The sequence below is a fragment of the Flavobacterium sp. LAR06 genome (genome assembly GCF_041946075.1).
Taxonomy (GTDB): domain Bacteria; phylum Bacteroidota; class Bacteroidia; order Flavobacteriales; family Flavobacteriaceae; genus Flavobacterium.
This window is the reverse complement of the sequence record NZ_JAUTYT010000004.1, coordinates 145,061-168,495: the sequence shown is the minus strand read 5'-3', so window position 1 is coordinate 168,495 and position 23,435 is coordinate 145,061. Positions and strand designations below refer to the sequence as shown.

Below are 23,435 nucleotides of genomic sequence, written 5' to 3'. Positions count from 1 at the left end.
GAATTAATCTGGATTTGTTGCTTTTAGTTCTTTTGTAATTTTTAAAATCTTCTCAGCTAGATTACTCATCCAGATCAGCTGCTCGATAACCATTTGAGCTTCCTGCATTTTCGCCTGGCGTGTTTCTTTATCCAGATCTTCATCTGTGGCCAAACGTGTAAAGTTTTTACGCTTTAACTCTTCAAATTGCAGTGTAACATCTTCTTTATCAAAAAAAGTATCTTTTATAATCGTCTCATTCTTTAAAATAGATATGGACTGATCTAAATTCGATAAAATAGTTTTTATAATATAATTGAATGAGTCAGATGCTGATGTTGTTTGATGCGATTGAATATAGGTTGATAATGAAGCCAAAGCAGAAAGTATGGAATGGTTTAAAACAACCAATTTATTAACCAATGGTAATGTTTTTTGCTTCGACTTTGGTTCTTGCATCATGCGCTGAAAAGAGGTCATCAAATTGCCAATTTCAACAAAAGCATTTTTTCGAGCAAGTCTATATGAAGTTGGCACTTCTCCTTTTTTATTGTAAAAGTCTGCAATTTCCTTTAGGTAATTTCTGTTGGCCCTAACTGCGTTTTCGATATGTATTGGTGTATTGATAAATTCCCAGGCTGGCCATAAAAACTGATTGGCTAAAAATGCCAGAATAGCTCCTGCAAGAGAATCTAAAATTCTAAACTGAATTACCTCTACAACATCTGGTGTCAAAATTCCGTAAATAAAGACCACATACATGGTGACAAAAGTCGCACTGATTTTGTAATTGATCTGTGTAAACGAAATTCCAAGCAGCATACAAACAATGGAGAAAATACTCAACACAACATGGTTTTGGACAACTGATACGATTCCAAAAGCAAACAATCCTCCTAAAATAGTTCCGAATATTCTATTATAAGATCGTTCTTTCGTTAGCCCATAGCCTGGTCGCATGATTACAACGATGGTTAGTAAAATCCAATAAACGTTTTGAAACGGAAGAATTTTACCGATTAAAAAACCAATTAAAATAGTAATAGTTAATCGTAAAGAATGTCTGAAAATTGAAGAAGAAAAACTCAAATTTTCAATTAAAGTACGTAAAGGATAATATTGTGGTGTCAGGAATTTTTCCAGTTCTTTATCTTTGTCTTTCAGCTTGTAAGACTGCATAGCAAGTGAAAAAGCACGTTGGATAATTTTGATTTTCCCAACTTGATTTTTAGCATATTTCAGCATATTGGTCAACATCAAAACGCCTTCTGAAGCTTCGTCTTTTCCTAACTTTTTTTCATAGTCAAAAATGGCAAATTCCAGCGCATCCAACTCATTTTTCAAATCATTCTTATCTACATAAACGGCAATATGATGTACGTTTTTAGAAAGTTTCTTTAAAGTTGAAGCCAGTTTGTAAGCCACGTTTTGATAGGTTCGGAGTACTTCAGGATGTTTGTCAAATTTTTCATGAAGTTTGCTATGATCAAAAGATGTGTATAAAGCGAGTTCCTGAATCTCAACCAAAGTAATGAAAACCAATAACATTTTTCGGTTTTGGGCTGTAGCCGCTGATGTATTTTGGTTGCCAATCAACATTTTTCTTAAATCTTCATGAATCAAATTCAATTCAACCTGAACAGCTAATTGTTTTTCTATAATTGTTTTTCTATTCGCTTCAGGATTCCATAAATCACCTCTTAATTTTAGGTATTTTGCGGTTAGTTTTATGCCTTCTGCGATTTGTAATTCTACATATTTATAAGGTTGTATAAAATGAAATACAAGCGATACAATCAAGTATAAAATTCCTCCAATAAAAATAAAACCCGAATATTCAAAAGCTTCCCAACCTGTATGTAAGTGACCAAATGATAAGGAAATTGATAACAAAGCAGAAAACGATACCAATGTGGCGCGTTGCCCATATACCGAAATCATAGAACATAAAAACAGTAAGAATCCGAGAAAGGGATAAAATATAAAAGGATAAGGATAAGCAAGATTGACTAATAAATTGACACCTGAAACAATTAATGAAGCAACAATTAATCCTTTTATTTTATGACTTAACGAACTTGGAATATCACTAGGGTAGGTATAAAAAGCACCAAGAGCAATTGTAAAACCGATTTCAAAATGACCTAAAAAGTTTAAAATCAGCACAGGAACTACAGAAGCAATGGTTACTTTTGAGGCGTTTAAAAAAGAGGTACTGTTCGTGAATTTCGAGATGCGATCAAACATATAGTGAGGTTTACTAACAAAGGTAAGAATTGTACGAATTAATTTGGCATAATTATAGCTGAGATTTTAACAGACAGGCAAAAAATACGATTTAATATGTTGTTTAGAATTATTCGTTGACTATTTTTTACTATTTTTGCCAGCTGAATTAGGAGAACTAAATTCAGGGTTTTTCAGTAGATAATACATAAATTAATACAAATGATTTTACCAATTGTAGGATATGGTGATCCTGTTTTAAGAAAAGTTGGTGAGGCGATTACGCCTGATTATCCAAACTTAAAAGAAACAATAGCAAACATGTATGAGACGATGTACAATGCTTATGGTGTTGGGCTTGCTGCACCACAGGTAGGTATGGCGATTCGTTTGTTCGTTATTGATACGACTCCTTTTAGTGACGATGACGATTTACCGTCTGAAGAACAAAAAGATTTAAAAGGTTTTAAAAAGACTTTTATCAATGCGAAAATTGTTAAAGAAGAAGGAGAAGAGTGGAGTTTTAACGAAGGATGCCTGAGTATTCCTGATGTTCGTGAAGATGTATACAGAAAGCCTACTGTAACAATTGAATATTGCGAAGAAGATTTCGTAATGAAAACAGAGGTTTTTGATGGTTTGATAGCAAGGGTGATTCAACATGAGTACGATCATATTGAAGGTGTTTTGTTTACAGATAAAATATCTTCATTGAAAAAACGTTTGATTCAGAAGAAATTGAAAAATATTACGGAAGGTAAAACTTTTCAAGAGTACCGAATGAAATTTGCTGCCGCAAAAAAAGGAAGATAATTGTTCTTGAGAAAATTAGAACATAATAAAATATAAAAAGAAATTCTTAATACTAATTTTAATAAACATGAATTTAGATAAAATTTTAGCCATTTCTGGTAAACCAGGTTTATATGTATTGAAAGTACAAACTCGTACAGGTTTTGTGGCAGAATCATTAACAGACGGAAAAAAAATTACAGTAAACTTAAAAAGTAATGTAAGTTTATTATCAGAGATTTCAATTTATACATATGAAGGCGAAAAACCTTTAACAGAAGTAATGCAAAATATTGCTGTTAAAGAAAATAAAGGTCAGGCAATTTCTCATAAAGAAGACAATGCAAAATTGATCGCTTACTTTAAAGAAATTTTGTCTGAATATGATGAAGAAAGAGTTTATCCTTCAGACATCAAAAAAGTATTAAACTGGTACAATACACTTCAGGCTAAAGGTTTAGTTACTGATTTAGCTCCAGCTCCAATTGAAACTGCTGATGAAGCTCCGATAACGGAAGAAAAACCAAAAAAAGCTCTGGCTGCTAAAAAAGCAAAAGCTAAAAAAGAAGAATAGTAGTTATCTATTTTCAAATATATTGATCCTGTTAAGATGTTTTCTTGACAGGATTTTTTACTTTTACATTATTCGGTTTCAACCAAAAAAACTTCAAAAATGAGCAAAGAACTTCAACTAAAAGCTTTCGAAAGATTGTTAATTATCATGGATGAACTTCGTGAGCAGTGTCCTTGGGATAAAAAACAAACTTTGCAAACGCTTAGACATCTGACAATTGAAGAAACTTATGAATTAGGAGATGCTATTTTGGATAATGATTTAAACGAAGTGAAGAAAGAGCTGGGAGATTTGCTTTTGCATATTGTTTTTTATGCTAAAATAGGCTCTGAAACCAATAATTTTGATATTGCTGATGTTTGTAATGAAATCTGCGATAAATTGATTCACCGCCATCCTCATATTTATAGCGATACCGTAGTTAAAGATGAAGAAGAAGTAAAGCAAAATTGGGAGAAATTAAAACTGAAGGAAGGTAAAAAATCAGTTTTAGAAGGAGTTCCAAGAAGTTTGCCCGCACTTGTCAAAGCAAGCCGAATTCAGGATAAAGTAAAAGGTGTTGGTTTTGATTGGGAAGAACCACATCAGGTTTGGGATAAAGTACAAGAAGAACTGGAAGAATTACAAGAAGAAGTAAAAGCTCGTGATCAGGATAAAATTGAAGCCGAATTTGGAGATGTTTTATTCTCAATGATTAATTATGCCCGATTTCTAAATGTAAATCCGGAAGATGCTTTAGAACGTACCAATAAAAAATTCATTAAACGTTTTCAGTACTTAGAAAGTAAAGCGGGTGAATTGGGAAAACCTTTAGCAGATATGACTTTAGCAGAAATGGATGTTTTTTGGAACGAGGCTAAAAAACTATAATTAATCCGCTATTTTTTTTAACGCTTTTAGATCCTTAAGTAGAATCTTTTTACCCGTCAATTCAATCAGCCCTAATTTATTAAAGTCAGATAATAAACGTATGCAGCTTTCAGTTGCAGTTCCTATCATTCCGGCTAATTCTTCTCTGGTTAATTGTACCTTTAGTGTTTTATCTTCGTTTTCTCCAAAAAAGTCATGTAAGTAAAGTAAAGTCTCAGCTAAGCGCTGTTTTACTGTTTTTTGAACTAATGCAATCTTATCATTTTCAGATTCTTTCAAATCTTCACATACAGTCTGCATCAATTTCATTGAAAATTGATTATTGGTATTAAAAAAGCCAATAATCTCAGATTTCGGAATAAAGCAAACTTCCATGTCAGCTACTGCTTTTGCAGTTAAATTGGCGGGCTCGTTACTAATCATAGAACGCTGTCCTAAAAGCTCTCCGGATTTAACCAATTTTACAATCTGATCTTTTCCGTTAGCACTTAGTTTAGAAAGTTTTCCAACACCATCTTTTATGCAAAAAACGCCATTTGTTACTTCACCTTCTTCAAAAATAGCTTCACCTTTTTTTATTTTATAAGTGGTTTTACTATTGGCTAGCTTTATTACTTCTTCTTTATTTAAGGCTTGCAAAGAAGTTAGTTGGCGTACAATACACTGGTCACATTTATTCATGACAAAAATTTTAAGCAAAATTAACCATTATTAACGTCTTAAGGTATAATAATTACATAAAAAAGATAAGAAATAATGTACGAGTGCTATTTGCCTTTTTTTATTTCTTAAATTAGAATCATAATTTATTAAAACGTGATAAATGTCATATTTATAGTGTTTTTCAATTTATAAACTTTGCATAAGTTAAAAAAACAAATTATGAGTGACCAAGGTTGTTTTCATTGCGGGTTGACCATTGCCAAAAATGAAGAAATCTATTTTGACGGAAAAAAGTTTTGCTGCAATGGATGTAAAACGGTTTACGAAATTTTCAGTCTTCATGATTTGACGTGTTATTATGATTTTGAAAAATCTCCTGGCGCAACTCCTCAGGACATTCAAGGAAAATATGATTTTTTAGAGAACGAAGCTATTCTTTCAAAAGTATTAGAGTTTCAGGAAGGAAATACTTCGATTATTTCTTTAAATATTCCACACATTCATTGTAGTTCTTGTATTTGGATTCTGGAAAATCTAAATAGAATGCAAAAAGGTATAAGTATTTCACAAGTTAATTTCCCGGAAAAGAGAGTTCGAATTACCTTTAATTCTGATCTGGTTTCACTCAAATCTATTGCTTACCTGTTAAGTTCCATCGGATACGAGCCTTATATAAGTTTAGAGAATTATGAAGCAGGGAAAAATAATGTAGACAGAAGTTTAACTTATAGATTGGGAGTTGCCTTTTTTTGTTTTGGAAATATAATGTTATTGTCATTTCCCGAATATTTCGAAATTAAAGAATTCTGGCTGGACAACTACAAACCTTTTTTTAGAATATTAATCTTTCTGTTAGCATTACCAAGTTTTTTGTATTCTGCCAGCGGTTATTATGTTTCGGCATACAAGAGTATTAAATCACGAATGTTGAATATTGATATTCCTATTGCCTTAGGGATCATCGTAATGTTTGTTCGAAGTACTTTTGATATTGTAATGAATTACGGATCAGGTTTTTTTGACAGCTTAACAGGCTTGGTTTTCTTTATGTTGCTGGGAAAAATGTTTCAAATTAAAACTTACAGTTTCTTAAGTTTCGAAAGAGATTTTAAATCATATTTTCCTATTGCAGTTACTAAAATTAATACAAACACTTCAGAGGAGAGCGTTGCAATTTATGATGTTATAAAAGGAGATAGATTATTAATTAGAAATCAGGAATTGATTCCGGTTGATGGTATATTAATTAGTGAAAAGGCTGAAATTGATTATAGTTTTGTAACCGGAGAAGCAGTTCCTATAACTAAAAAATCGGGAGACAAAGTATTCGCTGGAGGAAAACAGATCGGGAAGGTGGTAGAAATGGAAGTACTGCATTCTGTTTCACAAAGTTATTTGACACAGTTGTGGAGTAATGAAATTTTTCAAAAAAATGTTGAGCAAAAACACAAAACAATTACCGATAAAATTAGCCGCTATTTTACTCCAATATTACTATTAATTGCTTTTGCAGGATTTGGTTACTGGATTTTTATTGATGCCAATATAGCTTTTAATGTTTTTACAGCAGTATTAATCGTTGCCTGTCCATGTGCTCTTGCACTGACAGCGCCTTTTACTTTCGGGAATATTTTGAGAATTATGGGCAGGCAAAAAATGTATCTTAAAAATGCTCTGGTCATTGAACAATTAGCAAAAGTTGATACTATAGTTTTTGATAAAACAGGGACAATTACAACAAATAAAAAATCGAACATTGTTTATGAAGGAAATCCTATTTCCGATGAGAATTATGTATTTATAAAAAATGTGCTCCGTGCTTCCAATCATCCGTTAAGTCGAATGTTATATGACTTCTTGCCCGATTCAAAACGACTTAAAGTGGACTACTTTGAAGAGATAACAGGAAAAGGAATTTTAGCTTCAATTGAGAATAAAACGATTCAAATTGGTTCGGCCGCATTTGTTGGTATTTCAGATTTAGAGACTGGCGAACCGGAAAAAACAGCGCTTCATATCAAAATTAATAATGAGTATTACGGACAGTTTAATTTTCAAAATCAATATAGAGATGGCCTTGCAACGTTATTTTTAACACTTAGTAAAAATTATCAGTTAAAAGTACTATCCGGCGATAACGATGGAGAAAGGAGCAATCTCGAAGCAATTCTGCCAAAAGGTACTGAGCTTATCTTTAGTCAGAAGCCTGAACAGAAACTGGAATTTATTAAAAACTTACAAGAAAAAGGCCAGAATGTTATGATGGTTGGCGATGGTTTAAATGATGCAGGTGCTTTGGCGCAAAGTAATGTTGGGATATCTATTTCTGAAAACGTCAATGTTTTTTCTCCTGCATGTGATGCAATACTTGATGCTAATGAATTTTCCCGATTAGATTATTTCTTAAAATTATCCCAAAAATCTATTTTGATCATCAAAATGAGCTTTGTTTTATCGCTGTTATATAATGTTATCGGACTTTCTTTTGCAGTGACAGGCAATTTACTTCCTTTAGTAGCGGCGATTATTATGCCTTTAAGCACAATTACGATAGTAAGTTTTGTGACTTTGATGTCTAACTATTTCAGTAACAACAATTTAAAATGATTATAAATAATTGTAGTTAAATTTTTATTAAATTTAACTTAAGTCTTTGACTATGATAATTATCATATTTTAAATGCCTGTAACCTATTAATTTTGTTAACATAAATTTAAGGTATGAGTGTAATTTATCTATTAATTTCAGTTAGTATTTTCGTAGCAATCGGCTTCTTCATTGCCTTTATTATCGCTGTTAAATCTGGACAATACGATGATGATTATACGCCTTCAGTCAGAATGCTTTTTGACGATGAAACCAAAATTACTTCTCAGAATAATAATTCACCAACCGAAGAAAAACAAGTATAATTATGGAAATGGAACAGTTTTATTACGACAACAAAATTGTAAAAAAATTCATTTACGCCACTATCCTTTTTGGAGTAGTAGGTATGTTAGTGGGACTGACCCTGGCGGTTATGTACCTTTTTCCCAACATGACTGATGGGATTTCATGGCTGAGTTACGGACGATTAAGACCGTTACATACAAACGCTGTTATTTTTGCCTTTGTTGGGAATGCCTTTTTTGCAGGTCTTTATTACTCACTTCAGCGATTGTTGAAAGCCAGAATGTTTAGTGATTTTTTGAGTAACTTACATTTTTGGGGTTGGCAGCTAATTATCGTTGCTGCGGCAATAACATTACCGTTAGGGTATACTTCTTCAAAAGAATACGCTGAGTTAGAATGGCCAATCGATATCGCAATTGCATTAATTTGGGTAGTAATGGGTATCAATATGATTGGTACAATGTTGAGAAGAAGAGAAAGACATTTGTATGTTGCAATTTGGTTTTACTTAGCCACTTTCGTTACAGTTGCAGTTCTTCATATTTTTAATAATATAGAATTACCAGTTTCGGCTTTAAAAAGCTATTCCGTTTATGCTGGTGTTCAGGATGCTTTAGTACAATGGTGGTACGGTCATAATGCGGTTGCATTTTTCTTAACTACTCCGTTTTTAGGTCTGATGTATTATTTTATTCCTAAGGTAGCAAATCGCCCGATTTATTCTTATAGATTATCTATTATTCACTTTTGGTCTCTTATATTTATTTATATCTGGGCTGGTCCTCATCACTTACTGTATTCAGCTTTGCCAAACTGGGCTCAGAATTTAGGTGTTGTATTTTCAATAATGCTTATTGCTCCATCTTGGGGAGGTATGATCAACGGACTTTTAACGTTGAGAGGTGCCTGGGATAAAGTTAGAGAAGAACCAGTTTTGAAATTCTTTGTTGTCGCGATTACCGGTTACGGGATGGCAACTTTTGAAGGTCCAATGCTTTCTTTTAAAAATGTAAACGCGATTGCACATTATACAGATTGGATTATTGCACATGTACACGTTGGGGCATTAGCGTGGAACGGATTTATGTCTTTTGGTATTATTTATTGGTTGATTCCAAGAATGACAAAAAGCACTTTGTTTTCAACGAAATTAGCCAACTTCCACTTCTGGATTGGAACGTTAGGAATTATTTTATATGCGTTACCAATGTACGTGGCAGGTTTTCAACAAGCATCAATGTGGAAACAATTTAATCCGGATGGAACCTTAACTTATGGTAACTTCCTTGAAACAGTTACAGCGATCATGCCTTTGTATTGGATGAGAGCAATAGGGGGGACTCTATATCTGATTGGAATGCTGACATTGGTTTATAATATTATAATGACGGTAAAAGCTGGTCAAACTATTGAAGACGAATTAGCTCAGGCTCCAGCTTTACAACGAATAAGCAGTAACAGACTTAATGGCGAAAAATTCCATACCTGGTTAGAAAGAAAACCAATTCAGTTAACTATTCTGGCTACAATAGCTATTTTAATTGGTGGTGTTATTCAAATTGTGCCAACAATTATGGTAAAATCTAATATTCCAACTATTTCGAGCGTAAAACCCTATTCTCCTTTAGAACTTGAAGGACGTGATTTATACATTAGAGAAGGTTGTGTAGGATGCCATTCTCAATCAGTTCGTCCGTTTAGAAGTGAAGTGGAGCGTTATGGACCACAAGCTAAAGCTGGAGAGTTTGTATATGATCATCCATTTTTATGGGGATCAAAACGTACTGGTCCAGATTTACTAAGAGTCGGTGGAAAATACAATGATAACTGGCATTTTAACCACTTTTGGAATCCACAAAGTACTTCTGCAGGTTCGATTATGCCAGGTTATAAATGGTTATTCGATAACAAGGCAATGGATGTTTCATTGACGCAAAAGAAAATGGAGGCTATGGTTTCGCTTGGTGTTCCTTACACTGGAGATGAAATTGCAAATGCTCAAAAAACATTGAGAACGCAGGCTTTATTAATTGAGAAGAGTTTAGAAAACGATCCTGATTTTGTAAAAAGTTACCAGGACAGCAAGAACAAGGCGGCTGCAAAAGGGGAGAAGTTTGTTCCAATGAATGAAAGAGAAATTGTAGCTCTTATTGCTTATATACAAAGACTTGGAACTGATATTAAAGTAAAAGAAACGGCTAAAAAATAAAACCATGTTTGAACAGATAAAACACAATATGGAGAATATATCGGGTATAGAAATTTACCCGATTCTGTCTCTCTTAATTTTCTTTTTCTTTTTTGTGGGATTAGGCTTTTGGGTATTCTCCTATCAAAAGGATAAAATTAAAGAAATGAGTGAAATTCCTTTAAATGAAGGACTTGGTGTAATTTCAAAAGATAAATAAGATGAAAAAGTTTTTCCCGGCATATGTAAGAGTACCACTGTTTTTTTTCATTGGTTTTGCGTTGATGGAATATTGTATAGATTCTGGTGATAAGCCAGCTTTTATAAAATACCCGATGGTTTCTGTTTTTTTGTTTGTATTTCTATTTATTTTGGTTGCGATCGAAATTACATTGAATGCAGTTAATCGTGTCATGTACCAATTGTTGACACCTGAAGAGAAAGCAAAACTGGATTATGAAGATAGTTTGAGTTTACAAGAAAGTACTTGGTTTAAAGACTTAATGCATAAACTTACTAAAACAGAACCAATTGAAAAAGAAGGGGATTTGTTACTGCATCATGATTATGATGGGATTAAAGAATTGGATAACAATCTGCCACCATGGTGGGTGTATTTATTTTACATCACTATAATTTTTGGTGTTGTTTATCTTGCCCGCTACGAAATTTTTGGAGCAGATAATCAGGAAATGGAGCTTAAGAAAGAAATGGCAAAAGCAAAAATTGATGTTGAAGAGTATCTAAAAACGGCTCCGGATTTAATGGATGAAAAAACGGTTGTTTTATTAACGGATAAGGAAAGTTTAGAAGCTGGTAAAGAAATTTTCACAACGAATTGCGCTGCTTGTCACAGAGCAGATGGTGGCGGGCAAATTGGTCCGAACTTAACAGATGCTCATTGGATTTTAGGTGGAGGAATTAAAGAAATTTTTCACACTATAACGAATGGTGGACGTGATGGTAAAGGAATGGTTTCCTGGAAAACTAACGGTATGAAACCAAAAGAAATTCAAAAAGTGGCTAGTTACATTTTGTCTTTGCAGGGAAGCAACCCTAAAGATCCAAAAGCTCCGGAAGGAGAAATTTGGGTAGATGAAAGTGCTCCTAAAAAAGATATCACAATTAAAACAACAGATAGTACAGAAGTTAAAAAATAAGAATCATGTCAAATTTACCAGACGAAGCTTTTAGAGATACCATCGGAACTATTGATGAAGGCGGTAATCGTAAATTTATTTTCCCTAAGAAACCGTCTGGTAAGTTCTATGATTATCGAAAAATTGTCAGTTATATTTTATTGGCAATTTTAATTGCAAATCCGTTTATAAAGGTAAATGGTAACCAATTTATGATGTTCAATGTTTTGGAACGTCGTTTTAATATTTTTGGGTTCCCTTTTTGGCCGCAGGACTTTTATCTTTTTGTAATATCGATGCTTGTCGGTGTTGTTTTTGTGATTTTGTTTACTGTTGTCTTTGGCCGAATATTTTGCGGTTGGATTTGTCCTCAGACTATTTTTTTGGAAATGGTTTTCCGCAGAATTGAATATTGGATTGATGGTGATCGAGGTGCACAATCACGTTTAGCACGCCAGGAATGGAACGGTGAGAAAATCCGAAAAAGACTTATTAAATGGACGATCTTTTTTCTAATTTCTTTTGGTATAGCTAATGTATTTTTGGCCTATTTAGTTGGTAGTGATGCATTGTTTTTAATGATTGAAGAAGGACCAGTTAAGGAGTCCAGTAATTTTATAGCACTTCTGATTTTTACTAGTGTTTTCTATTTTGTTTTTGTTTGGTTCAGGGAACAGGTTTGTATAATAGCTTGTCCCTACGGTAGATTACAAGGTGTACTTTTAGATAATAAATCTATTAATGTTGCCTACGATTTTGTTCGTGGAGAAAAAGAAGAAGGGCGTGCTAAGTTTAATAAAAAAGAAGACAGGGCAGCAACAGGAAAAGGAGATTGTATTGATTGTCACCAATGTGTACATGTATGTCCGATGGGAATTGACATTCGTAACGGAACCCAATTAGAGTGTACCAATTGCACCGCTTGTATTGACGAATGCGACACAATAATGGAAACAGTAGGTTTGCCTAAAGGTCTTATTCGCTATGCTTCTGAAGATGAAATAGCCAAGAAAGAACCTTTCAAATTTACAGCCAGAATGAAAGGTTATACAGCTGTCTTATTCATATTGTTAAGTGTCTTTGTCGGAATGTTATTTTTACGAACTAATGTTGAAGCTATCATTCTGCGTTTGCCAGGTCAATTGTTTCAGCATAAGGGAGATAAGATAAGTAATGTTTATACCTATAAAATTGTAAACAAAACAATGAAGGATTATAATGATATTCATTTTGAATTGATTGATCAGAAAGGTGAAATTACAAATGTTGGAAAAGAACATTTTAAAATACAGAAAGAAGGTATTTCTCAAGGAACTTTGTTTATAGAAATTAATGAAGTGCTTTTGGAAAGTGATAAAACTAAAGTTAAAATTGGTGTTTACAACGGCAAGGAATTGCTCGAAACGACAACAACAAACTTTTTAGGCCCGCGAAGTTTTAATTAAAAAGAATACCACCATGACATCGCCACTATAAGACTTAGTGAAACAAAAACAAATAGTTAAAAGGCGATACCATATTCGACAACTAACAAATTAAATTTACAGATATGAAAATTAATTGGGGAACCGGAATTGTCATTGCTTTTGCATTATTCATGACTTTTATATTATACTTTGTGTTTGAAGTACAATCTAACAGTAAATATGACAATGACCTGGTAGTTGAAGAATATTACAAACACGACTCGCATTTCCAGGAAGAAATGGCGCGTATTCAAAATGCACATGACTTGGAACAAAAACCTTCAATTGTATTTAGTGAGGAAGGTGTAAAAGTTGCTTTTCCGGCCAATTTTGAAAGCGATAAAATAAAAGGAAATATTTTGCTATATCGTCCTTCAAATAAAAAATTTGATTTCAACACTCAAATTGCGTTGACTAATTCAGCTTTGCTAATTCCGAAATCTAAATTGGTTAAAGGCCGTTGGGATGTTAATATGGAGTGGCAGTATAACGGAACAAAGTATTTAACTAAAGAGGTGATTTACGTAAATTAAGTATACATGTTATATTCTGCATTCATATTAGGTTTAATCAGTAGTTTGCATTGTATCGGAATGTGCGGTCCAATTGCTATGATGTTGCCTGTAGATCATCAGAATGAAGCTAAAAAAGTCACTCAAATTGTAACTTATCATTTAGGCAGATTAACTGCTTATGCAACAATCGGATTGATTTTTGGATTATTAGGAAGAGGTTTTTTTCTGGCTGGACTTCAACAGAATATGTCAATTTTTATTGGCGTGGCGATGATAATAGTTGTTTTGATTCCGGAGAAAATTTTTTCGAGATATAATTTTTCAAAACCTGTTTATAAAATCATTTCAAAAATTAAATCAAGCTTAGGAAATCAGTTTAAAAACAGAAGTTATAAATCTCTTTTTACAATTGGATTATTAAATGGCTTTCTGCCTTGCGGAATGGTTTATGTTGCTTTATTTGGAGCGATCGCTATGCAGAGTGCTGGTTTTGGTGTTTTGTATATGTTATTGTTCGGACTAGGAACTATGCCATTAATGACGATTGTAGTGTACATTCATTCTTTAATAAAACTACCCTTTCGAAATAAAATTCAAAAAGCTATTCCTTATGTTGCCGGCCTTATTGGCGTTTTGTTTATCCTTAGAGGTCTTGGTTTAGGAATTCCATATGTTTCGCCTTCTAATATTAGCTTATTTGTTCAGGGAACTCCTAATTGTCATTAAACGGTCATCGAAAACAAATTCGTTTCCGGTAACTTTCTTTTTAGATGTAAATCAAAAGCCATACATATATTTCGGACAAAAGGTTTTCCCGCTTCTGTAATTGTAATTTTATTTTCGTCAATTACAATCAATTTGTCTTTTTCCAGCTCTCTTAAATCAGAAATTACATTTCCAAGATCATTAAAATAAAAGCTTTCTTTTGTCCATGAAGTTTCAAATTGGCAAGTTAAGTTTAGAATGTGTTTTCGGATAATCAAATCTTCCTCATTTAGAATATGCCCCTTCCCAATAGGCAATTTATCCCATTCTAATAATTGGTAATAATCTTCCAAATTCTTAGTGTTTTGTGCAAAACTATACCAGCTATCACTGATAGAAGAAACCCCTAAACCAATCATTAATTGTGTTTTTGATGCACTATAGCCCATGAAGTTTCTGTGCAAACTTTTGTTTTCAGATGCTTTGTATAAACTATCAGATTCTAAGGCAAAATGATCCATTCCAATTTCGTGATAACCGTTTTTAGAAAGTAATTGTTTTCCTATTTCATATAGTTTTCGTTTTTCAGCGTCTTTAGGAAGATTCTCTTCATTGAATCCGCGTTGTCCATTTCCTTTAATCCAGGGCACGTGTGCATAGCTGTAAAAGGCTAGCCGGTCTGGTTTTAAAGAATTTGTTTTTTCGACAGTATCGACAACATCTTCGATAGTTTGAAATGGAAGGCCAAATATTATATCATGACCGATAGAGGTATACCCAATTTCTTTAGCCCAGAAAGTTACTTTTGCTACATTATGAAAAGGTTGAATTCTATGAATTGCTTTCTGCACTTTTTCTGCGTAATCCTGAACACCAAAACTTACTCGGCGAAAGCCCAAATCATATAATTTTTGAAGTTGCTCGTAGGTTGTATTATTAGGATGGCCTTCAAAACTAAATTCATATTTATCAGTTTTATTGGAAAAAGTAAAAATGCCATTGATAAGATGTTCTAAGTTGTTTTTTGAAAAAAATGTTGGAGTTCCGCCACCTAAATGTATTTCTTTAATAAAAGGTTTTTCAGGTAACAATTTGCAGTATAAGCTCCATTCTTTTAAGAGTGCTTTTATATAGTCCTCTTCAACAGAATGATTTTTAGTTATCCTTTTATTGCAACCGCAAAAAGTACACATACTTTCGCAAAAAGGTAAATGAATATATAAACTGATTCCGTTTTGAGAATTGCTTTCTGAAAAGGCTTTTTGAAAGGATGCTTTCCATTTTTGTTCTGAAAATTCGCCTTCATTCCAATATGGAACTGTTGGATAGCTAGTATATCTTGGACCTGGAACATTGTACTTCTGAATCAGTGAAATTTTCATAAAAAAGTATTTTGGATTCATCAAAATTACTTCTTCATATTAGGATATAAAATGATAAATGTCATAAAAAAAAGAGACTCAAAATTGAGCCTCTTCCCTGAATTAAATAACTAACATTAAATAGAATCCTGAATGATTTTAAGCCATTTCTTTGCAAACATATGATCTTGGTATGCGCTAATTTGTTTGATACGATCGTCATCAAAATCATAGAATGGAATCGTAATTTTTTTAGAAGTTTCTCTTTCCTGAAATTCGAAATCAATTTTGAGAATGGTATCTGAATTCCCATCGGTAGTCAAAATTAATTTACAGGATGAAACTGATTTTAAATCAACAAATGTCGATTCTTGTTGATTTGGATTGAAGTTCATTAAAATGAATCTTCTATGCTTTTGATCTATGGTCAGCGTTTTGTTGCTTTGTGACTCTGTTAAATCAAAATTTTCCGGGTGAGTTGGATTGAATTTCTTTTTAATATTTAGAATTTTGGATTTGTTTGCCGCGCTCGTTCGTGCAGAAAAATATATTGGAATGGCTACTATGATTGCGATCACAATACCAATAATGGTTACACTTGTTTCCATGTTTTTGAATTTGATAAATAATATGAATAGTAAACAGTTTTCAGAAAGAAAACGGTTCAATTGTTTATGAAGAAATAAATTCTTCTAACTAATTTTTCATGTATTTATCTACCAAAAAAAATGGAAAGGGTAGAGCAGTAATAAGACTTTTTTACTCTGAGTAGAGAATTGATTGGCAAAGTTAGATGCTGTTTTTGCAATTTGATGTTGTGGAATAACCACAAGTAAAGAATCAAACCATTTAATGATAGCAGGATGGTTTGTCTTAATATTTGCAGTAAATTGATAACTTGCCTGAGGCTGTATAAAAGCCAGCGAATCGGCGTAGTCTTTAGAAAAATTGGTATCTGTTTTTTGAGTATCGATTTTTTGCATAGCAACATTGCTTTCTTGCGATGCAAAAAAGGCAAATATCAAAAGTGATACAAAAATAACGGTTTTACGAATCCAATTCATGTTTGCGAATTTAGTTCATAAAACACAATTAAAGAAATTTTAAAATGCTAATTACTTCTTAAAACCAGCTTTATTATTTTATCCCCAACATTTATTGAGATAAGTTGAGGATAAAATCTATATTATTGCTGCATTTTGAAATAATAATCAGCCGAGTGTTTTCCACCTCCATAAAATAAGAAGAAGATACAAAGTAATAGTACAACTATTGCTAAGATTAAACTTTCAGAATGCATACGTCCCATAAAATTTACAAGTACCGCACCAAAAAGGATAGGTAATTGGGCAGCAATTGCCCAGCGGGTGAGTAGCCCAAAAACAATCATTATTCCTCCAATCATGTGGGCAGGGGCGATATAATGCAAAAGAAACATTCCGCCTCCATATTGATCAATGGGAGAAATTAAATCATGTAAATATTGAGCATTAGTTACAAATGAAACTCCTTTCATAAATAAAAAAACACCCAAAACAATACGTACTAAATCTACTGGTAAATAAGTGTGCGAATTTGCCCATTTATTCAAACTTTTTACATTTTCCATGATACTACGTGATTTAAAATAATATACTAAGTTAGTAATTTTTAGTGATATATTTATTTTTAAGTAGCTGGAAATAAGTTTTTTACTTTTTGTTTAACTTATTTTGAGAATTCGCAAAACGACATTAAACCTGAATGACACCTAAATTAAAAGCTTTTTGAATTGGTGCGTGATTTGCGGCTTCAATACCCATCGAAATCCAGGTACGCGTATCTAAAGGATCGATGATAGCATCTGTCCATAATCTTGAAGCGGCATAATAAGGAGAAGTTTGTTCGTCGTAACGCGCTTTTATTTTGTTAAATAGCTCAGTTTCCTTGGCCTCATCTATGATTTCTCCTTTTGCTTTAAGGGATGATGCTTCTATTTGAGCTAATACTTTAGCAGCCTGCGTTCCACCCATTACAGCAAGTTCCGCACTTGGCCATGCAAAAATTAATCTTGGATCATATGCTTTTCCGCACATTGCATAGTTTCCCGCACCATAAGAATTACCCACAATGACAGTAAATTTTGGTACTACAGAATTACTAACTGCATTTACCATTTTAGCACCATCTTTTATAATTCCACCATGCTCAGATTTTGATCCTACCATAAATCCGGTAACATCTTGTAAAAAAACTAAAGGAATTTTCTTTTGATTGCAGTTTGCAATAAAACGAGTTGCTTTATCAGCACTGTCAGAATAGATAACACCACCAAATTGCATTTCGCCTTTTTTGGTTTTAACTACTTTTCTTTGGTTAGCGATAATTCCAACTGCCCAGCCGTCAATTCTGGCGTATCCGGTAATAATGGTTTGACCGTAGCCATCTTTATAAGCTTCAAATTCCGAATTATCGACCAAACGATTGATAATTTCCATCATGTCGTATTGTTCGTTTCGGGCTTTTGGTAGAATTCCGTAAATATCTTTTGGCTCTAAAGCAGGTTTTTCAGCTTTGATTCGGCTGTACCCGGCTTTATCAAAATCGCCAATTTTATCTACGATATTTTTTATTTTATCTAGAGCATCTTTATCGTCTTTTGCCTTATAATCTGTAACTCCGGAAATTTCGCAATGAGTTGTAGCTCCTCCTAAAGTTTCATTATCTATAGTTTCGCCGATAGCCGCTTTGACCAAATAACTTCCGGCAAGGAAAATACTTCCGGTTTTATCTACAATCAAGGCTTCATCACTCATAATAGGTAAATAAGCTCCTCCCGCAACACAACTTCCCATAACGGCTGCAATTTGCGTAATTCCCATACTGCTCATTTGGGCATTATTTCTAAAGATTCTTCCGAAATGTTCTTTATCAGGAAAAATTTCATCTTGCAACGGCAAATAAACGCCTGCACTGTCCACTAAATAGATAATTGGCAATCTGTTTTCCATCGCAATTTCCTGTGCGCGTAGATTTTTCTTTCCTGTAATTGGGAACCAGGCACCCGCTTTTACAGTAGCATCATTAGCGACAACAATACATTGTTTACCTCTTACATATCCTATTTTTATCACAACTCCACCAGAAGGGCATCCACCATGTTCGGCATACATTCCTTCACCAACAAAACCGCCTATTTCTATACTTTTAGAATTTTCGTCTAATAAATAATCAATACGCTCGCGAGCCGTCATTTTGCCTTCAGCATGTAGTTTTTCAATACGTTTTTCGCCTCCGCCTAATTTTACTTTGGCAAATTTTTGTTTTAATTCAGAAAGTAATAGTTTATTGTGATCTTCGTTTTTATTGAAGTTTAAATCCATAAGAAATTGATGTTTTTACAAAATACTGTTGGCTAATTTACAAAATCAATTGAAAATAACCAGAATATTGAAACTATCTTTAAAACTAAGTTTTTTATGACTTCAAAATGGCTTATAAAAAGAAAAACCAGAAGATAGCTTCTGGTTTTGTAAAGTATTGAGTTTGCTTTATTTTTTAGAATCGAAAACCATTCGTTTTAAGATTGCCCATTGTTTTAATGCGTCACGAGCTTCCACAGCAGGATATCCTAACATTGTTTTCCCTGCAGGAATATCGCAAGTTACACCTGAACCTGCTCCAACAATAGCACCGTCACCAATAGTAGTATGGTCTTTTATAGAAGCACTTCCACCAATTATAACGCCATTCCCTAATGTTACAGAACCTGCAAGGCCACTATTTCCAGCCATAATACAAAATTTACCTAAATTGCTGTTATGGCCAATTTGTACTAAATTGTCAATTTTGCATCCATCACCAAGAATTGTAGAACTGAATTTACCTCGGTCAACACAAGTGTTTGCACCAATTTCAACTCCGTTTCCAATAATTACGTTTCCGATTTGTGGAATTTTAACCAAGCCTTTTTCTTTACAAGGACGAAATCCGAAACCATCTGCACCAATAGTTGCATTTGGATGGATAATACAGTCGCTTCCTATATGACAACGCTCACGAACAACTGTTCCTGACCAGATAATCGTATTTTTTCCGATAGTACATTCATCTAAAATTGTCACATTTGGATAGATAGTTGCATTTGCACCAATTTCAACTTTTGGGCCAATATAGCATCCAGCACCAATTCTGGCTCCTTCGCCAATAATTGCTGTTTCATCAACGGTTGCGGTTTTGTGAATATTGGTATGAAAAACAGGAGTAGGAGGAGCAAAGAGAGCTAAAATTTGAGACATTGCCAAATCGGCATTTTTTACTTTAATAAAAGCACGGTTTTCTCCTGGCTCGATTGAAATATCTTCGTTAACAACCGCAATAGAGGCATTTGAAGCAGACCAGTATTTTTCATATTTTTTGTTTCCTATAAACGAAATTTCTGAAGTTGTTGCTTTTTCTAATTGCTCTGTTGCAGTTATACTTTGAGAAGTCGTGCCGTAAATTACGCCATTGATCACTTCGTTAATTTCTTGAATTGAATAGGATTTCATTTAATGAATTTAATTGATTTAGGGGTTAATTTTTGCCAAATAAAATCAATTAGATTCTAATTACCTAATATTTTTTTTGTGTTTATTGAAATATGTTTAAAATAATAGTTTAAATATTACAAAATTAACACTTTAGGTATTAATTTGTTGAAAGTATTCTAATTTGCTGAGGATGCTGTATAATTGACTTTTTCAATAAGAATGGTTTGAAAAAAAGTATTTTTATTAGAATAAATTTCAATTATTGTATTGATAAGTAGTGGATTACACTTTTTTTGTTAATTATTTTCTTATCGGAAATAAGAAAGCGATTCTTTTAAAGGAATCGCTTTTCTTGAAATTATTATTTTGTAATTTTAGATAATGAAACGGCATTAATACAATATCGTAATCCGCTTGGTTCTGGCCCGTCTGGAAAAATATGTCCTAAATGCGCATCGCACACATTACAAACAACTTCAACACGAATCATTCCGTATGATTTGTCGGCATAATAGGCAACAGCATTTTCTTTTATGGGTTGTGTAAAAGATGGCCATCCCGTTCCTGATTCAAATTTTTCAGAAGCATCAAAAAGTAAAGTGCCACAGCATTTACATTCATAAATTCCGGGATCAAACAAACTGCAAAGTTCAGAGCTAAAAGATCTTTCAGTACCTTTTAAGCGTGTTACCTGATATTCTTCAGGAGTTAAGATCTGTTTCCATTCGTCCTCTGTTTTTTCCACTCTTTTTTCAGGAGTCGGATTTCCTTTATTTGTAAAATGAATTACATCTGCCCACTTTATCATAACTTATCTTTTAGTTTCAGGTTTCAAGTTTCAGTCACTGTTACTAAAAACTGCGACTGAATACTTTAATTATTCCTCTTCCTTTTGTCCCATCATCATTAAAAATGCTTTTAAGAATGGGTCAATATTACCGTTCATTACGCCATCTACATCACTGGTTTCATAACCGGTACGAACATCTTTAACTAATTTATAAGGTTGCATAACATAATTACGTATTTGCGAACCCCATTCAATTTTCATTTTTCCGGCTTCAATATCAGCGCGTTGTGCTTGCTGTTTCTTCAATTCGATTTCATACAATTGAGAACGTAACATTTGCATGGCACGCTGCCTGTTGTCTTGCTGAGATCGTGTTTCAGAACACTGAATCTGAATTCCGGATGGTTTGTGTACCAATTGTACTTTCGTTTCTACCTTATTTACGTTTTGTCCTCCAGCACCACTAGAGCGGGAAGTTGTAATTTCGATATCAGCAGGGTTGATGTCAATTTCGATACTGTCATCAACAAGTGGATAAACATAAACCGATACAAACGAAGTATGGCGTTTTGCATTACTGTCAAAAGGTGAAATTCGAACCAAACGATGTACCCCGTTTTCTCCTTTTAAGTAACCAAAAGAATAATCTCCTTCGAACTCTAAAGTTACCGTTTTAATACCGGCAACCTCACCTTCCTGAAAGTTCAGTTCTTTTATTTTATAGCCATAACTTTCGCCCCACATCATATACATACGCATTAACATTCCGGCCCAGTCACAGCTTTCAGTTCCACCGGCTCCGGCAGTAATTTGAACAACAGCGCTTAAACTATCACCTTCGTCAGAAAGCATGTTTTTGAACTCGATGTTTTCAATATGATCCTGTGTTGTTTTATAATGCTCGTCTAATTCTTCTGCAGAAAGTTCTCCTTCTTTATAAAAATCATAAGCAAGCTGAAGCTCGTCAGTAAGTTCGATGGCTTTGTTGTAATCTTCGATCCATTTTTTCTTGTTTCGAAGGTTTTTTACAATGACTTCGGCTTCTTTTGCATTGTTCCAAAAGTCGGGAGCAAACGTTTTTTCTTCTTCGTTGGCAATTTCGATTAGTTTGGCATCAACGTCAAAGATACCTCCTCAACGCACCAAGGCGCTCCACAATACCTTTTATTTGTTCGGTAGTTGTCATAAATTAATAGTAGTTTTATATGTTTTTTATAAATATTACGTTAATTTGGTTGTATGGTAATTTGCTAGTTAAAATTTACTAAAACTTGCCGAGATTAACAAACAGTAATACGTAATTTTGTTGCACAAAAATAAGATATAGTTTTTAGAATATGGAAATAAATTTAATTAGCGATACCATAACAAAGCCTACCCACGAAATGTTGCAGTATATGTTCAATGCCCAGGTTGGTGATGATGTATACAAACAAGATCCAACAGTTATCGAATTAGAGGCCAGAGTAGCTGAATTTTTTGGTATGGAAGCGGGACTATTTTTTCCTTCTGGAACTATGGCGAACCAAACCGCAATTAAATTACATACACAACCCGGCGAACAGTTGATTGCTGATAAATATGCACATGTGTATCATTATGAAGGAGGAGGAGTTTCCTTTAACAGCGGCGTTTCTTGTTGTTTGTTAGATGGAGACAGAGGAATGATAAATGCAACGCAGGTAGCTGCAGCGATTAATGACCCTGAGTTTTATCATAGTCCCTTAACGAGTTTGGTTTGTGTAGAAAATACAACCAATAAGGGAGGTGGAGCTTGTTACGAATTAGAAGATTTAAGAGAAATAAAAAAAGTTTGTGATGCTAATAATTTGAAATTCCATTTAGATGGTGCCAGAATTTGGAATGCGTTAGTTGCTAAAAGGCAAAATCCAAAAGAATTTGGAGCTATTTTCGATACTATTTCAGTTTGTTTGTCAAAAGGATTAGGTGCTCCAATAGGGTCTATATTATTAGGAAGTAAAGTTGATATTCACAGAGCGTTGAGAATCAGAAAGATACTAGGGGGTGGGATGCGCCAGGTTGGTTATTTAGCAGCAGCAGGATTATATGCTTTAGCACATAATATTGAAAGATTGGCTGAAGACCATCGCAGAGCCAAAGAGATTGCAGCAGTTTTAAGTACGAAGTCCTGGATTGCAGCAATTGAGCCTGTAGAAACTAATATTTTGATTTTTTCTTTAGCTGAAGGGTACAGCGATCAGCTTTTAATAGAGAAATTAAAGCAGAAAAATATTTTAATCAGTGCACTTGGACATAACAAACTCCGAATTGTAACGCATTTAGATTATAAAGAAGTAATGCATACTTATGTGATTGAAACACTTCAAAAGTTTTAATTATTGTTTCAGGTTTCAGGTTTTGCGTTACGAAATAACCAGAAACCTGAAACAATTTAACTTTCTACTTAAACAGGTTATCCATCCCAGGAATCATTGGCATATCCATTTTTGCAACGGCATCCAATTCTCTTTCGTTTACGTTTGTTGCTTTTTCAATAGCTTTATTTAAAGTTACGATTAAGTAGTCTTCTAGTTGTTCTTTGTCTTCTAATAAAGAGTCATCAATAGAGATTGATGTAATTTTTCTGTTAGCAGTTAATGTCACTTTCAATAATCCGTCAGCGCTTTGTTCATCAATTAAAACAGTATCCAAACGCTTTTTTGTATCTTCAATTTTTTGTTGGGTTTCTTTAAGTTTACCCATCATTCCCATTAAATCCATTTTGTTGATTTTTAAATT

The 23,435-nt window shown here is 33.5% G+C and carries 23 protein-coding genes; 12 read left to right on the top strand and 11 right to left on the bottom strand.

Annotated elements, in window-relative coordinates; genetic code table 11:
- Positions 1–3: 3 nt before the first annotated feature.
- On the bottom strand, positions 4–2,226 hold the full coding sequence (locus tag Q7C23_RS07560; protein ID WP_375031933.1) for an FUSC family membrane protein: 2,223 nt from the start codon (positions 2,224–2,226) through the stop codon (positions 4–6).
- Between the two features lie 201 nt (positions 2,227–2,427).
- On the opposite strand from Q7C23_RS07560, the gene def reads away from it, so the two are divergent.
- The 3 genes from def (at position 2,428) to mazG (ending at position 4,441) form a co-directional block, all read left to right on the top strand.
- Positions 2,428–3,018, top strand: coding sequence for a peptide deformylase (gene def / locus Q7C23_RS07555; RefSeq protein WP_074657145.1), 591 nt, complete (start codon positions 2,428–2,430; stop codon positions 3,016–3,018).
- 67 nt (positions 3,019–3,085) lie between these two features.
- A complete protein-coding gene (locus Q7C23_RS07550) occupies positions 3,086–3,571 on the top strand; it encodes a DUF5606 domain-containing protein (RefSeq protein WP_375031932.1) in 486 nt (161 codons plus the stop codon).
- Between the two features lie 99 nt (positions 3,572–3,670).
- Entirely contained in the window at positions 3,671–4,441 is a 771-nt protein-coding gene (gene mazG, locus Q7C23_RS07545) for a nucleoside triphosphate pyrophosphohydrolase (RefSeq protein WP_375031931.1), read from the top strand.
- Here the strand turns inward: mazG and Q7C23_RS07540 are convergent, their stop codons facing one another.
- Positions 4,442–5,122 carry a Crp/Fnr family transcriptional regulator gene (locus tag Q7C23_RS07540; RefSeq protein ID WP_375031930.1) on the bottom strand — a complete coding sequence of 227 codons (681 nt, stop codon included), beginning with the start codon at positions 5,120–5,122 and terminating at the stop codon, positions 4,442–4,444.
- Positions 5,123–5,323: 201 nt separating this feature from the next.
- On the opposite strand from Q7C23_RS07540, the gene Q7C23_RS07535 reads away from it, so the two are divergent.
- The 8 genes from Q7C23_RS07535 to Q7C23_RS07500 all read left to right on the top strand — a co-directional run bounded on the left by Q7C23_RS07535 (position 5,324) and on the right by Q7C23_RS07500 (position 14,034).
- Positions 5,324–7,711 carry a heavy metal translocating P-type ATPase metal-binding domain-containing protein gene (locus Q7C23_RS07535; RefSeq protein WP_375031929.1) on the top strand — a complete coding sequence of 796 codons (2,388 nt, stop codon included), beginning with the start codon at positions 5,324–5,326 and terminating at the stop codon, positions 7,709–7,711.
- A gap of 114 nt (positions 7,712–7,825) precedes the next feature.
- The gene (gene ccoS, locus Q7C23_RS07530) at positions 7,826–8,017 is read left to right on the top strand and encodes a cbb3-type cytochrome oxidase assembly protein CcoS (RefSeq protein WP_056185817.1); all 192 of its coding nucleotides are present in this window, start codon (positions 7,826–7,828) and stop codon (positions 8,015–8,017) included.
- A 2-nt stretch (positions 8,018–8,019) separates the two neighbouring features.
- Positions 8,020–10,209 carry a cytochrome-c oxidase, cbb3-type subunit I gene (gene ccoN / locus Q7C23_RS07525; RefSeq protein WP_375031928.1) on the top strand — a complete coding sequence of 730 codons (2,190 nt, stop codon included), beginning with the start codon at positions 8,020–8,022 and terminating at the stop codon, positions 10,207–10,209.
- Between the two features lie 4 nt (positions 10,210–10,213).
- The gene (locus tag Q7C23_RS07520) at positions 10,214–10,408 is read left to right on the top strand and encodes a cytochrome C oxidase subunit IV (RefSeq protein WP_072971258.1); all 195 of its coding nucleotides are present in this window, start codon (positions 10,214–10,216) and stop codon (positions 10,406–10,408) included.
- Between the two features lies 1 nt (position 10,409).
- Positions 10,410–11,348 carry a cbb3-type cytochrome c oxidase N-terminal domain-containing protein gene (locus Q7C23_RS07515; RefSeq protein WP_375031927.1) on the top strand — a complete coding sequence of 313 codons (939 nt, stop codon included), beginning with the start codon at positions 10,410–10,412 and terminating at the stop codon, positions 11,346–11,348.
- Between the two features lie 5 nt (positions 11,349–11,353).
- Positions 11,354–12,772: a cytochrome c oxidase accessory protein CcoG gene (gene ccoG, locus Q7C23_RS07510; protein WP_375031926.1), complete on the top strand. Its 1,419-nt coding sequence runs from the start codon at positions 11,354–11,356 to the stop codon at positions 12,770–12,772.
- Between the two features lie 104 nt (positions 12,773–12,876).
- Positions 12,877–13,326: a FixH family protein gene (locus tag Q7C23_RS07505; RefSeq protein WP_375031925.1), complete on the top strand. Its 450-nt coding sequence runs from the start codon at positions 12,877–12,879 to the stop codon at positions 13,324–13,326.
- Between the two features lie 6 nt (positions 13,327–13,332).
- Complete coding sequence (locus Q7C23_RS07500; RefSeq protein WP_375031924.1) at positions 13,333–14,034, top strand: sulfite exporter TauE/SafE family protein; 702 nt, start codon at positions 13,333–13,335, stop codon at positions 14,032–14,034.
- On the opposite strand, the gene hemN is transcribed toward Q7C23_RS07500, so the two are convergent.
- The 8 genes from hemN to prfB form a co-directional block, all read right to left on the bottom strand.
- Complete coding sequence (gene hemN / locus Q7C23_RS07495) at positions 14,031–15,395, bottom strand: oxygen-independent coproporphyrinogen III oxidase (RefSeq protein ID WP_375031923.1); 1,365 nt, start codon at positions 15,393–15,395, stop codon at positions 14,031–14,033. The two genes, Q7C23_RS07500 and hemN, sit on opposite strands and share 4 nt — an antisense overlap.
- Before the next feature lie 116 nt (positions 15,396–15,511).
- On the bottom strand, positions 15,512–15,982 hold the full coding sequence (locus tag Q7C23_RS07490; protein ID WP_375031922.1) for a hypothetical protein: 471 nt from the start codon (positions 15,980–15,982) through the stop codon (positions 15,512–15,514).
- 108 nt (positions 15,983–16,090) lie between these two features.
- Positions 16,091–16,438 (bottom strand): hypothetical protein, encoded by a 348-nt coding sequence (locus Q7C23_RS07485; RefSeq protein WP_375031921.1) that lies wholly within the window; start codon positions 16,436–16,438, stop codon positions 16,091–16,093.
- A 122-nt stretch (positions 16,439–16,560) separates the two neighbouring features.
- Entirely contained in the window at positions 16,561–16,983 is a 423-nt protein-coding gene (locus Q7C23_RS07480; protein WP_375031920.1) for a DoxX family protein, read from the bottom strand.
- Positions 16,984–17,107: 124 nt separating this feature from the next.
- Entirely contained in the window at positions 17,108–18,736 is a 1,629-nt protein-coding gene (locus tag Q7C23_RS07475; RefSeq protein WP_375031919.1) for an acyl-CoA carboxylase subunit beta, read from the bottom strand.
- Between the two features lie 168 nt (positions 18,737–18,904).
- Entirely contained in the window at positions 18,905–19,903 is a 999-nt protein-coding gene (lpxD, locus tag Q7C23_RS07470; protein ID WP_375031918.1) for a UDP-3-O-(3-hydroxymyristoyl)glucosamine N-acyltransferase, read from the bottom strand.
- A 343-nt stretch (positions 19,904–20,246) separates the two neighbouring features.
- Positions 20,247–20,693, bottom strand: coding sequence for a peptide-methionine (R)-S-oxide reductase MsrB (gene msrB / locus Q7C23_RS07465; RefSeq protein WP_375031917.1), 447 nt, complete (start codon positions 20,691–20,693; stop codon positions 20,247–20,249).
- A 69-nt stretch (positions 20,694–20,762) separates the two neighbouring features.
- Positions 20,763–21,861, bottom strand: a protein-coding gene (gene prfB / locus Q7C23_RS07460; protein WP_375031916.1) for a peptide chain release factor 2 whose coding sequence is annotated in 2 segments (ribosomal slippage) — positions 20,763–21,797 and positions 21,799–21,861 — 1,098 coding nt in all. Because the reading frame shifts where the segments join, the coding sequence is not laid out codon by codon here.
- Between the two features lie 151 nt (positions 21,862–22,012).
- Between prfB and Q7C23_RS07455 the strand changes: the two genes are divergently transcribed.
- Complete coding sequence (locus tag Q7C23_RS07455) at positions 22,013–23,032, top strand: threonine aldolase family protein (protein WP_375031915.1); 1,020 nt, start codon at positions 22,013–22,015, stop codon at positions 23,030–23,032.
- A 64-nt stretch (positions 23,033–23,096) separates the two neighbouring features.
- Here the strand turns inward: Q7C23_RS07455 and Q7C23_RS07450 are convergent, their stop codons facing one another.
- On the bottom strand, positions 23,097–23,417 hold the full coding sequence (locus tag Q7C23_RS07450) for a YbaB/EbfC family nucleoid-associated protein (RefSeq protein WP_375031914.1): 321 nt from the start codon (positions 23,415–23,417) through the stop codon (positions 23,097–23,099).
- Between the last annotated feature and the right edge of the window lie 18 nt (positions 23,418–23,435).